This is a genomic window from Gilliamella sp. CG22, from assembly GCF_046635725.1.
Classification (GTDB): domain Bacteria; phylum Pseudomonadota; class Gammaproteobacteria; order Enterobacterales; family Orbaceae; genus Gilliamella; species Gilliamella apicola_I.
The window spans coordinates 159,399-171,551 of sequence record NZ_JBIDFK010000003.1 but is presented as its reverse complement, the minus strand read 5'-3'; the positions used below and the strand labels follow the sequence as shown (position 1 = coordinate 171,551).

Below are 12,153 nucleotides of genomic sequence, written 5' to 3'. Positions count from 1 at the left end.
AGAATAGACGATTTATGCATCCCCCAATAGGTATTGATTTAGGTACAACAAACAGCTTAATTTGTGTTTGGCAAGATAGTAAACCGACGCTGATTCCCAACGCAATTGGAGAAGTGGTAACACCATCAGCAATAAGTATTGATGAAGATGGATCCATTTTAGTTGGTCGAGCAGCGTTATCACGATTAACAACTCATCCCAATCAAAGTGCATCAGCATTTAAACGTTTTTTAGGATCAAATAAAGTTTTTGAATTAGGCGATAAGAAGTTTACGCCAACAGAACTTTCTGCAATTGTCCTAAAATCTTTAAAAGCTGATGCTGAAGCTTTTCTAAAACAAAACATTCATGATGTGGTGATTTCTGTCCCTGCTTATTTTAATGATGAGCAGCGCAAACAAACCCGTTTTGCAGCTGAACTTGCTGGATTAAACGCGGTACGTTTAATTAATGAACCAACTGCAGCGTCCATGGCATATGGCTTGCATGATGAACAATCCGGTAATACATTAGTTTTTGATTTGGGTGGGGGAACATTTGATGTCACCGTACTTGAATACTCTATGCCAATAATCGAAGTCCATGCTTCGGCGGGCGATAATTATTTAGGTGGAGAAGATTTTACTCATGATATTGTTAAAGCTTGCTTAAGTGAATGGAATATTAAACAGCAAGATGTTTCAGCCGATGATTATGCCAGATTACTTGATTTAGCTGAACAGTTAAAATGCAAGTTAAACGGCGAACAGATGCAACACTTAACTTGGTTTTGGCAAGATAAAGAGTGGCAATTTGAGCTTAACGAAAATCGAGCTAAAATGATTTGGTTGCCATTATTAAATCGCCTTCGAGCACCGATCGAGCAAGCGTTAAGTGACGCTCGGTTGAAGCCGAATCAACTAGAACATATTGTGTTAGTGGGTGGTTCGTCTCAATTGGGCGTTGTGCGTGAACTGGTTACCAAATTATTTGGCAAATTACCTTATCGCCATATTAATCCGACCACTATTGTGGCACAAGGTGCTGCAGTACAAGCAGCTTGTCGATTGCGTAATAAAGATGTGGAAGAAGTTATTTTGACCGATGTTTGTCCTTACACATTAGGTATTGAAAGTGCGTCGGATAATGTTCATGGCTTATTTTCCCCCATTATTGAACGCAATACAATTGTACCAACTTCCAAAGTGAAGACTTTTTATACTAGTCGTCCACAACAAAAATTGATTTCTATAGCCGTTTATCAAGGCGAAAATCCACGTGTTGAAAACAATGTGTTAATTGATGAGTTTGAAGTTCCTTTAACGCCTATGGAAAAAATACAAGGGATTGATATTCGTTTCAGTTATGATTTAAATGGATTATTAGAGGTCGATGTTGTGGTACTTGAAACAGGTAAGCAACACGGCAAGGTAATCGATCATAGCCCGATAGGGTTAACAGAACAACAAAAACAGGAAAGTCATGAACGTTTAAAATCACTGAAAATTCATCCCCGAGATCAAATGCAAAATCGTACATTATTAGCTAGATTGGAACGTGCATGGGCGCAATCACTTGGTGATGAACGTCATTTAATTGGATCTTATCTTGAAGCATTTCTTGATGTATTAAATCGTCAAAATCCAGATGAAATTAATGAGTTTCGTTGTGATATTGAGTCTGAACTTAAAGATCTTGATAGATAATTATTCAAAGTAGTATTTATAAACTTCTCCCCTTTTATTATTGATATAAAAGGGGAAGTTTATACACTAGTTTATCTATTCCTTCACAGGCGGTCCATATCGGTTATTTTTTTTATAACTAGGTTTCCAGAAAGGTAATAATATCAGTAAAAATAGGGTATAAATAATGAAGTAACTTGGTTCACCTAAATAATTATCATTTGCACGTCGTTTTAATGCGAAAATAATATTTATTCCCGAAATCATATAAGCAAATTTTGAAACTTCGTTATATATTGATGCTTCGGACAAATATCTATCAAGAAATAAGGTAGAAAAACCAATAATTAACAGACTATAAAAAATTTGTTTACAAAATCCTTTACGATTTGTTCGTCCATTTAAACGCCAAAATTGCCACCATTTATTTTCAGGTAGAGATAATGCATCAACTTGTTTTTGATTTTCACGATTTCTAGCTAAAAGTAAGGCGGCACATAAGCGTAATATCATATTATTGTCTGAATGATTTTTTAGCCCTTCTAACATCTCGATATCATCTTCTTCAATTAGACCACAGTAGTTGGCTAAACATTCTTTAAGATATATTATTCTAGCCGTTAGATCATTATGTTGATATATATCTTTATTTACTGAAGATGGAAATAACCACTGTTTTTCGAGCGAATTTGCGATTTTTTGTAAATCACCATTATCACCTGCAATTTTATTTAACGTTTGTTGTAATTTCAGATTTTGTTCAGGTTTATATAACAAAATGGCATTTAATATCATTAAATAATAAGGGTTTTGATTGGCAAATTTGGTTTGCCACAATTGTTCGATTTTATTTTCGATATCTTTTAAATCAATTTTTTCAGGATAGTCTATATCAGATTCGATTGAATCTGGGTAATTGATTAAAATACTATTGATTAACCCACTATTATTATCCATTAAATTATAGAGCTCAGTTTTATTTTGCCAGTTTCCATATTTGAAAATATTAATCACTGGAAGCATTTGATCATCATCGGTTAATTTAAACGTATTATTTTCTTTTCGAAGATATTTTGCTGTTTCGTAGGGTTGATTAATTATAGCCATCGTCAAAATAAATTGACGATACCACTCCCAATAAACGTTTTTATCACACGATGAATCAGGTGGAGTTGGAAACTGGTAATAATGTTCAGATTCTAAGAAAATAAACCAGTCAAACATCTCTATATTTGCATAACGCGAAAAATTATCAAGATGTTTTTTGGCACGCTCCGGAATGGCATCGAATCTATCCAACCATAAACGACCATAGTATTGTTCGTACCCATTCAAGTTAGGATCAAATTTATCTGGAATGGGCGTATTTTCATCACTATCATACAACCAAGCTTTAAATTCTTTGACGGGTGGAATTTGTTCAAGCCATGTTAAATGTTGCCGAGCTTGGCGTTGTAAATTTTGTAGAATAAAATACTCAAAGTCATCTTTACTCTGTTCATCAATAATTTGTTGTAATAAAGTTTGATTACCATGTCGTAACATAATGGCATGACGATATAAGCGATATAAACGATTAGTACCGTCATCAAGTAACAACAGTGCAAGAATTTGACGATAATTCCAACTCACATTTAACGACCATTTGATAAAACTTGCAATTTCAGGGGAATACTCATCAGGATCAATTTGTGCTAGTCGTGCAACCGTTGTTGCTGTTAACTGAGGAACTGCGTAAAGGTAAGTTTCTGATGTTTCTGCAGCGATACAATAAGAGTTATTCAATGCGATAATTAACAATGGAAAATAATCACTAGCATAATGTGAGCACCAGCCCGCTATCCAACTGGCTGCTTTTTCTTGATAATGACCTGAGTTATAAAGATCAAGCCAAGCCTGTAAAGACTCATGTTTTTTATCAAGCATAGTATATTGAATTGCTGCAATATATTTCCATTCGATATTGATATGTTCATCTTGATCATCTTGAGTGATGCATTTCAACGCATAATCTAATAAGGTTTGATTAGGTATTCTTGCAACGCAGTGCCAATTAGCAAATTGAAGCATTAAGCTTTTATCATTGGGTAAATAGATGACGGTATCTTGTGATAAAAAGTCATAAAGATCACTACTTCTACGTTCGTAAAATAACCATTTGGTATAATCGATATAATTTATCGTTGCATCTTGCAGAGCTCTGTTTGTGGGGGGTAACAGGGTATAGTCAAATAAATCTTCACTCTCAATATGATTTAAAAAGATATCATACCTTTCAGATTGATTGGGAGATTGTATTTTCAGTTGTTGGCGCCAACGCAAATTATCCGCTAACAGTTTGATACAAGCGTTTGATACATTGCTTGCTTCATAACTTATTTCTAATAGACGCCATTTTACCGAATCAATGATTGCCATTGGGTAATCGTAAAATGAACTAATAAATTTTTGCCATTCATCGGCGTTAAAACACCGTTGTGGATCGTTCAAAAGTGCTTGATAAGCAGTATAAATTTCATTTTCTTTGATTTGTTTTTCTGTAAGGGGGTGAGTGACTGCTTGCTCTTGTGATTCTTGTTGTGATTGCCCATCCATTTGTTCGGTTGACTGTGCATACTGTATTGCAAACTCATAAGCTTCACGTAAAGCTTTAAATCCAATCGGGTCTGTTTCGGGATGATAAAAGGGTAACTTGGCTCGATAGGCTTGACGTATTGCGACAGTATCCGTCGTTTTTTCTATTTCGAGTAGTTGCCAAATATGTTCATTCATAACCAATCATACTCCCTTAATGATTCTGGCTTTTCAAATTTCTCAATATCAATAAACCATGGTAACCGGTTAAAGGGTGCTTGTTTGTCTTCATATAAATTTGCCATGGATGTGACGTTAGATGGACGGGATAATTCACAGCGTAATTTTTCTAAATCGTCTTTAATCTGTAAATTATTCCAATATTGTAAACCAATAAACCAACTAACAAGGTAGTGTTGCCAAGATTGATAAAAGTATGTTGAACGTAACCCAATTCTATGCAAAATCCATAAACATTCTTCTTCAGTGACATATTTATTCGTCGTGCCAAGTCGTAGAAGATAGGCCATCCGAGCATAATCCCAACTACGAATTCCTGCAATATTACAGATAGGAAATGTTTGCTCAACAAATTTAAGTATCACTTTATGATAATCAGTTTGACGTTCATAAAAGCTGAGCCAATCAAATTCAGACAATTGAGAATATTTAGAATAGAATTCAGATAATAATGGTGCATGTCCATCATCAATCATGGTGAAAACGCAATCAAGTAAAGTTTCCCGAGAATCTATTTCCCAACTCTCTTTCAAATCTATAAAATCATCGTTAGGATAAAAAAAAGGTGAGGTATAGCTTGCTCCATATCTTTTATTTAATATTACCATTGGCGCTGACAAACCATATAGCCAATCAATATAATCCTGTTCCATATTAGCCTATAAAATATCAATACATAGTTTAGTGTATAAAGATAACAGATTTTTTAAATAGACGTCAGTCTGTTTTACTGTTTTTCGTTTATTATTTTTAAAAAAATAAACAATAATTATTATGAATAACAGTAAAATTGTTTTGCAAATTACTTTGTGCAAGGCATAATAAAATCAATTTATTTTGTCATAAGTTACACATTACTAAGCCATAAATGAAGGAGTTATAATGAGAAAAATTGCCTTAACGGTAATATTAATGTCTGGCTCATTGATGTTACAAGGCTGTGTTGCTGCGGTAATTGGAGCCGGTGCAACGGCTACAGCCAAAGTTGCTTCAGATCCGCGTACAACCGGGACTCAAGTTGATGATACAACGCTGAATTCACGAATGGGTATGAAATTAAAAGAAAATACATCAGCTTTTATTGGTTCACGTATTTCAACGAGTGCTTATGACGGTAATATTCTTTTAACCGGACAAGCAAATAATGAACAGAGTATGAAAGCCGAAAATCTTGCTCATGAAGTTGAAGGTGTCAAAAAAGTATTTAATCAAATTCGTATCGGTGAGTCTGTTGGTGCAGGAACCATTACCAATGACGCATGGATTACAACCAAAGTTAAATCACAATTAGTCTTAAATTCGGCAACAAAAGCCAGAAATATTAAAGTCGTTACCGAAAATGGCGAAGTCTTTTTAATTGGTATTGTCAAACCTGAAGAGGGTAAAGCTGCTGCAGTTGTTGCCAGTAAAGTAGCTGGTGTTAAAAAAGTTATCACACTTTTTACTTATTTAGATAAGTAAAAAGTGAAATCGATGAAAGGGCGGAAAGATATTTCGCCCTTTTATTATTCTAATTAACTGATTGAATTCGCTCTATTAATTTATCTAATCCTTTTAGGCGAGATTGACTAAGCTCGTCGGTAATTTTAAGTTTACTTAATTCAAACTGAAAATCGATAGCCTGAATTTGCTTCGCTGTTTTATGATTTGCAATGATAAGTAAAATTGCGAGTAACCCTTTAACAATTCGACCCTCACTATCACCTTGAAAAATAAAAGTATCATCAGCTTGTTTTTGAAAAGTAAGCCAAACTCGATTTTCACAACCATTGACTTGGTTACTATCTGTTTTTAAATCGGCTGGAAAGTCAGGCAATTGTTTTGATAACGCAATGATTTGCCGATAACGATCTTGCCAGTTTTGTTGTTTCAATAATAATTCCGTTAATGTTTGCTGCGATAGCATAATATAGACCTATTTGTCGTTTACATAATGATAAATATTTAAAGTTAACAAAAGCTGGTGATAATACAATTAATCCAAGATTTGTATAGCATGTTGTAATGCAATTATAAAACGGTCGATATCTTGTTTGTTATTATAAGGCATCAATGAAAGACGAATGACACCTTGGCAACCTAGCTTTTGCATTAATGGTTGAGCACAAAGTTCACCAGTGCGTATTGCAATGTTTTGTTCACTTAATAAGATAGCAATATCATTATGATGAATATTGTGGATATTAAATGTGATGATTGAACTATTATTTACACTGTAAAATTGAATATTGGTTAGTTTACTAAGTTGTGATTTTGCATAATCGGCTAATTGTTCGGTATATAATTGTGCTTGATTAAAATCCCAACGTTTTAGCCATTCAAACGTTGCATTAAAGCCTAGTATTCCGGCGATATTGGGTGTGCCTGCTTCAAATTTATACGGATGTTGCTCAGGTATAAAGTGATCGAAAGAGACACTTTTTAGCATTTTACCTCCACCATGCCAAACGGGCATAGTCTCAAGCAAAATTTGTTTACCATATAATACACCGAGTCCTGTTGGACCATATAATTTATGCGCTGAAAATACATAAAAATCAATATCAAGTTTATCAACATCAATGGGATGATGAACAATACCTTGAGCACCATCCACCACTAAAATGGCATTATATTGGTGAACGATTTGGCTAATCGCTGCTAAATCCGGACAAAATCCTGTCACATTGGACATTTGTGTAATGGCGACAATTTTTGTGCATTCTGATAGAAGTGAAGTCAGATCATCAATAACCGATGACCATTTAATTACTTTGGCTCCCGTTTGCTCTGCAACAATTAGCCATGGCAATAAATTGCTATGGTGCTCTAATTCACTGACAATAATCTCATCACCTGCTTTTAGCAAAGGTCGAGCATAGCTTTGTGCAATAAGATTAATGGATTCGGTCGTACCACTTGTCCAAATAATTTCACTGCTCGTTGAAGCGTTAATCCAATCAGCGACATTTTGCCGAGCTTGATTTATTATTTCAGTCACTTGTAAGGCATTAGGGTGCAAACTGCGTTTAACAGTTGCAGTATTGTGTGCATAATATTCCAGCGTCGCATCGATCATCGCTTGGGGCTTGAGTGATGTTGCGGCTGAATCAAGATACACGTTTTCATTGTTCAGAGCAGGAAATTCTGCTCTAAACTTTTGATAAGAAAACTTTTTACTGGTTAAGTTCAAGTCCTGCAATTCCATTCCAATACCCATTACAGTCTCGTTTATGCTCTATATGTAGCGGATTTAATCCTTCTTCGTTCGCTCTAAACTGTTTCACAATATCCAATGTTTCCAACCCAAGTGGTGAAATACGAACAATATCAACTAATCCTTTCATCTCTTTGAGTTGATTACCTAAATTATAGCAATAACCGCTTTGTGTTTGGATCCCATTTAGAACAAACACTTTTTGTTGTTCTTGTGAAAACACTTCACGCCCAACAGGGTATTTGATACAACATGTTTCGCATTTATCTTTGGGTTTATCTTCTGAACGTGCCGTAAAACAACGAGCTGAATAGGCTAACGGCAGGTAACCGTAACTGAAAACTTCAACGTCAAAATTTCGCTCGATATTGAGACTATCAAATTGATTTAGTACATTTGCTAACCAATCCCGAGAAAGTTCAACGGGCATACACCAACGTACCATACCTTGTTTTTGTAATAATTTTAACGTGTATGCGTTATAGCAATTAATTGCAGGGCCGGCAACAAAAGGTAATTTATTTTCTTGAGCGATATTAATTGCAGCTAAATCATTGGCTTCAATTAAAAAATCGCCATTATTAACGAGTAATCTTAATTCATTTAATTCAGATGGAGCTTCAAGCAAAGCCAACGTTGAAAGCACCACTTGTTTTCCTGATTTAGCGACTTCTTTAGCTAATTCAAGCCAGTTAGGGACTTTCATTTCACGGCGTTTAGTACAAACTGTTTCGCCCATATAAATAATATCGGCTTCACTTTCTTTTGCCGCATGATAAAAAGCTTCTGTTTCGGTTTTAGGCCAATAATAAAGCACTGGGCCTAATGCATATTTCATAGTTTTGCTCACTATATTGATTTATGTTAGATCATTTATCAAATCATTTAAATGATATTTTATTAAATAAATTCAATAATATAAATTAATGCCACTTTATTTTTAATAAGTGTCTTTTCCAATAATATGAATTTAAAGTCTAAAATATTCAATTATTGCCATTTACGGTGATAAGCACCCAATGTCGTTTGTGTTCCTTCCGACACAGAGCCTAATGTATCCATCCAATGTTGTTCAGCTTGAAATGATTGTGGGTTTGCTTTATAACGGTCAATTGCTTGTCGCCATACTTTGGTTACTTGCTCAACATAAGCTGGACTGCGTTGACGCCCTTCAATTTTGACCGATGCAATATTGGCAGCAAATAACTCGGGTAATAGCTCAATGGTATTTAAACTGGTTGGTTCTTCAATTGGATGATAAAGCTGTTCTCCAACAAAATAACGTCCTTTACATAGGGTTGGATAACCGGCATTTTCACCTTTTTTATGACAATCAATCAATACGTTATTCAAACGAGATTCAAGACCTTTGTCAGTCTCTTCCCATCGCACAAATTTAGCTGGAGAACATGCCCCAACCGTATTAGGTGATTCACCTGTTAAATAAGACGATAAATAGCAACGACCTTCAGCCATTATACATAAACTACCGAAGGCAAAAACTTCTAAAGGGACGGGAGAAACTTTTGATAACTGTTTAACTTGATGCATAGACAGAACACGAGGCAATACAATACGATGAACCTGAAAATTATTATAATAAAACTTGATTGACTCTTCATTGGTTGATGAGGCCTGAACGGAAACATGGCGTTCAAGATTAGGGTACTTTTCGGCAGCATAATCAAGCATAGCAAGATCAGCAATAATTAACGCATCAGCACCAATGTTAGCCGCGGTATCAACCGCATGTTGCCAACGCTGAAAATTTTCAGGATGTGCAAAAGTATTTATCGCAATATGCAATTTTTTACCACGTTTATGTACATAATCAGCGGCTTCAATTAATCGCTTCTCATTGAAATTTAAACCAGCAAAATGACGCGCATTGGTATCATCTTTTAAACCAATATAAACGGCATCAGCACCATTATCGATGGCTATTTTAAGTGATGGCAATGAACCTGCTGGACAAAGAAGTTCCATAATAATTCCTAAGTTAAGTTCGGTAATTTATACGTCGTGTATTATGCAATAATTCCCAATTTAAAGCGACTAGAAAGCCAAGTATGCGATGAAAAAAGTAACAATAGTGTGGATTAAATAGATTAACTAACTGTCAGGAAAATTGCCAGAATACTAACTCTATTGCTCACAAATTGCAGTTGGTCAATCATGATAAATATTCTTTTATTTTGTACTTAAAATAGGACAAAATCACCTTAACGATAACGACTGATGAAGAGAAAAATCAAGGTGATTTTATCGACTGAATAACAATACAACGTATGATTATTGTAATTGGCAGGCGTCTTCATCGCCAGTATTTTGGCAAGACAGCTTAAAATAATGTTTAGCTGTGTTAATGTCTTTTTCTCGTCCCAGTCCTTGTTGATAAATAAGTCCTAAATAGTATTGTGATTCACCATGATTTTGTTCAGCAGCCAGTTCAAACCATTTTTGGGCTTGCCGATAATCTTGTTTAACGCCGTTTCCGTTAAAATATAGCCAACCTAATTTGAATTGTGACTCAACGTAACCTTTTTTCGCTGCTTTTTCATCTAATTTTCTACCTTTTACGTAATCTTGTTTCAATCCACCTTTTCCAAGATAATAAAAGTTAGCCAAATTATTATTTGAAACAATGGCATTTCCTTTTACGGCTTGTTCATAATACTTTCTTGCTTTGACGTCATCTTGTTTGACACCTCTTCCAGCTTCATACAAAACACCAAGATTTCCGGCCGCAGCTGGTTCTCCATGCTTTAATGCTTTTTCATACCACTTTCTAGCCATGATATAATTTTGATTGATTGCGTCATTTTTTAAATTGGATTCGATTCCTTTTGCTTTTGGCTTTTGAGCAATTAAATCATAAAAAAGTCCCATATAAAACTCGCCACTACTGTTACCGTTCAATGCGCCTTTTTCAATCAGTTTTTTTGCTTTATCTAAATTTTGAGTGACGCCTAAACCATTCAAATATAAGGAACCTAAATAAACTGAGGCATTTTCATTATTTTGTTTTACGGCTTTTTCATACCATTGAGCTGCTTTGGTATAACTTTGCTCAACTTCAATGCCTTTTTCATACATATAACCTACATGAAATTGTGCTTCTGCATCATTTTGGATAGTGGCTTTTCTGTACTCATCCTTATAATTAAGTTCTTGATTTTCATCAGCAAAAATGGGGTTGTTTACTGAAAAAAATAAGCATAAAATTAATATTAATTTCTTCATCCATTTTTTCCTATTTATAACAATTTATAGCAAATATATTGTATCAAATTACATCGATAATGGTTTATAAGTATCGTCTTTTAATAAAGTTTTATTAAATAAGTTTGTAATATGTGAAAATTATTTAGCAATGCATACGGTGAAAATCAAAAATAATGTTAGTGATAAGTGAATGATATGTTGATAGGAATTATTTATGTAGCAGCTAGTCTCTTTGATAAATTATTAACGTATCAAAACATTATTTAATGCGGTGAATTTGGGATGTTGCGTTATTTTTCTCAAAATCAATAATATCGCTGACATTCCCAACATAATCTGGCAATAAGCTGATAAAACCTTTATACTATGCCGTAAATTTTGGTATCACTTTTAAAGTTTGCCAAAACAACCCGTTCTTTAACATCATCAATTGGAAGAAAATTATGCATCCGATGCTTAATATTGCTATTCGTGCTGCTCGCAAAGCAGGTAATGTTGCCATTAAGGCTTATGAAAATCCTAGTTCAATCGAAATTGATACTAAAGGTGCTAACGATTTTGCAACCAACGCAGATCGTGCTGCTGAAGCTTTAATTATTGAAACAATTAAAAAAGCGTATCCAGATCACACTATTATCGCTGAAGAAAGTGGTCTTGCTAAAGGTAGCGATGCCGATACGCAGTGGATAATCGACCCAATTGATGGTACCACCAATTTTATTAAGAATATCCCACATTTTGCTGTGTCTATTGCTGCTCGAGTAAAAGGTAAAACCGAAGTAGCAGTGGTTTATAATCCAATGAGCAATGAATTGTATACTGCTGCACGAGGTAAAGGTGCTCAGCTAAATGGCTATCGTATTCGTGTCAGCAATGCTAAAGATTTAAATGGAAGTATACTGGCAACCGCATTTCCATTTAAAGCGAAACAATATAGCCATAGCTATTTTGCAGTTTTACAAAAACTATTTACTAAATGCGGTGATTTTCGTCGCACTGGTTCAGCAGCATTAGATTTGGCTTATGTGGCAGCAGGTCGTTTAGATGGATTTTTCGAAATCGGTTTAAAACCTTGGGATATTGCGGCAGGTGAACTCATCTTACGTGAAGCTGGTGGTGTCATTACCGATTTTGCCGGTGGTAATAATTATATGGTATCTGGTAATGTTGTGGCTGGTAATCCACGAGTCGTGAAAGATTTATTAGTGTCTACTCAAAACGATTGGCCAGAAAAATTACGTAATTAATTTCTAT

General features: G+C 34.8%; 10 protein-coding genes. 3 read left to right on the top strand and 7 right to left on the bottom strand.

What is annotated here, in order from left to right; genetic code table 11:
• The first annotated feature begins 14 nt into the window (after nt 1-14).
• Nucleotides 15-1,685: a molecular chaperone HscC gene (locus tag ACGH46_RS04090; RefSeq protein WP_267358938.1), complete on the top strand. Its 1,671-nt coding sequence runs from the start codon at nt 15-17 to the stop codon at nt 1,683-1,685.
• A 75-nt stretch (nt 1,686-1,760) separates the two neighbouring features.
• On the opposite strand, the gene ACGH46_RS04085 is transcribed toward ACGH46_RS04090, so the two are convergent.
• Together ACGH46_RS04085 and ACGH46_RS04080 are read right to left on the bottom strand one after the other, a co-directional pair.
• Nucleotides 1,761-4,436, bottom strand: a complete 2,676-nt coding sequence (locus ACGH46_RS04085; protein ID WP_411604275.1) for a hypothetical protein — start codon at nt 4,434-4,436, stop codon at nt 1,761-1,763.
• Nucleotides 4,433-5,131: a DUF1266 domain-containing protein gene (locus ACGH46_RS04080; protein WP_267379613.1), complete on the bottom strand. Its 699-nt coding sequence runs from the start codon at nt 5,129-5,131 to the stop codon at nt 4,433-4,435. Before ACGH46_RS04080 ends, ACGH46_RS04085 begins: the two co-directional genes overlap by 4 nt.
• Nucleotides 5,132-5,360: 229 nt before the next feature.
• Between ACGH46_RS04080 and dolP the strand changes: the two genes are divergently transcribed.
• Entirely contained in the window at nt 5,361-5,939 is a 579-nt protein-coding gene (gene dolP / locus ACGH46_RS04075; RefSeq protein ID WP_267358932.1) for a division/outer membrane stress-associated lipid-binding lipoprotein, read from the top strand.
• Nucleotides 5,940-5,988: 49 nt separating this feature from the next.
• Here dolP and ACGH46_RS04070 read toward each other — a convergent pair whose 3' ends face one another.
• The 5 genes from ACGH46_RS04070 to ACGH46_RS04050 all read right to left on the bottom strand — a co-directional run bounded on the left by ACGH46_RS04070 (nt 5,989) and on the right by ACGH46_RS04050 (nt 10,917).
• Nucleotides 5,989-6,384 carry a SufE family protein gene (locus tag ACGH46_RS04070; RefSeq protein WP_267350271.1) on the bottom strand — a complete coding sequence of 132 codons (396 nt, stop codon included), beginning with the start codon at nt 6,382-6,384 and terminating at the stop codon, nt 5,989-5,991.
• Nucleotides 6,385-6,453: 69 nt separating this feature from the next.
• Nucleotides 6,454-7,665 (bottom strand): cysteine desulfurase CsdA, encoded by a 1,212-nt coding sequence (gene csdA, locus ACGH46_RS04065; RefSeq protein WP_411604274.1) that lies wholly within the window; start codon nt 7,663-7,665, stop codon nt 6,454-6,456.
• The gene (locus tag ACGH46_RS04060; protein WP_411596746.1) at nt 7,634-8,512 is read right to left on the bottom strand and encodes a U32 family peptidase; all 879 of its coding nucleotides are present in this window, start codon (nt 8,510-8,512) and stop codon (nt 7,634-7,636) included. The genes csdA and ACGH46_RS04060 overlap by 32 nt, the downstream gene beginning before the upstream one ends.
• A gap of 152 nt (nt 8,513-8,664) precedes the next feature.
• A complete protein-coding gene (locus ACGH46_RS04055) occupies nt 8,665-9,660 on the bottom strand; it encodes a peptidase U32 family protein (RefSeq protein WP_255556881.1) in 996 nt (331 codons plus the stop codon).
• Nucleotides 9,661-9,966: 306 nt separating this feature from the next.
• Nucleotides 9,967-10,917: a tetratricopeptide repeat protein gene (locus tag ACGH46_RS04050; protein WP_411596745.1), complete on the bottom strand. Its 951-nt coding sequence runs from the start codon at nt 10,915-10,917 to the stop codon at nt 9,967-9,969.
• Between the two features lie 425 nt (nt 10,918-11,342).
• On the opposite strand from ACGH46_RS04050, the gene suhB reads away from it, so the two are divergent.
• The gene (gene suhB / locus ACGH46_RS04045) at nt 11,343-12,146 is read left to right on the top strand and encodes an inositol-1-monophosphatase (protein WP_411604273.1); all 804 of its coding nucleotides are present in this window, start codon (nt 11,343-11,345) and stop codon (nt 12,144-12,146) included.
• The last annotated feature ends 7 nt before the right edge of the window (nt 12,147-12,153 follow it).

Bases quoted from the DNA above. Each gene is read 5' to 3' on its own strand.
- ACGH46_RS04090 (WP_267358938.1), top strand. From the start codon at position 15: ATGCATCCCCCAATAGGTATTGATTTAGGTACAACAAACAGCTTAATT.
- ACGH46_RS04085 (WP_411604275.1), bottom strand. From the start codon at position 4,436: ATGAATGAACATATTTGGCAACTACTCGAAATAGAAAAAACGACGGAT.
- ACGH46_RS04080 (WP_267379613.1), bottom strand. From the start codon at position 5,131: ATGGAACAGGATTATATTGATTGGCTATATGGTTTGTCAGCGCCAATG.
- dolP (WP_267358932.1), top strand. From the start codon at position 5,361: ATGAGAAAAATTGCCTTAACGGTAATATTAATGTCTGGCTCATTGATG.
- ACGH46_RS04070 (WP_267350271.1), bottom strand. From the start codon at position 6,384: ATGCTATCGCAGCAAACATTAACGGAATTATTATTGAAACAACAAAAC.
- csdA (WP_411604274.1), bottom strand. From the start codon at position 7,665: ATGGAATTGCAGGACTTGAACTTAACCAGTAAAAAGTTTTCTTATCAA.
- ACGH46_RS04060 (WP_411596746.1), bottom strand. From the start codon at position 8,512: ATGAAATATGCATTAGGCCCAGTGCTTTATTATTGGCCTAAAACCGAA.
- ACGH46_RS04055 (WP_255556881.1), bottom strand. From the start codon at position 9,660: ATGGAACTTCTTTGTCCAGCAGGTTCATTGCCATCACTTAAAATAGCC.
- ACGH46_RS04050 (WP_411596745.1), bottom strand. From the start codon at position 10,917: ATGAAGAAATTAATATTAATTTTATGCTTATTTTTTTCAGTAAACAAC.
- suhB (WP_411604273.1), top strand. From the start codon at position 11,343: ATGCATCCGATGCTTAATATTGCTATTCGTGCTGCTCGCAAAGCAGGT.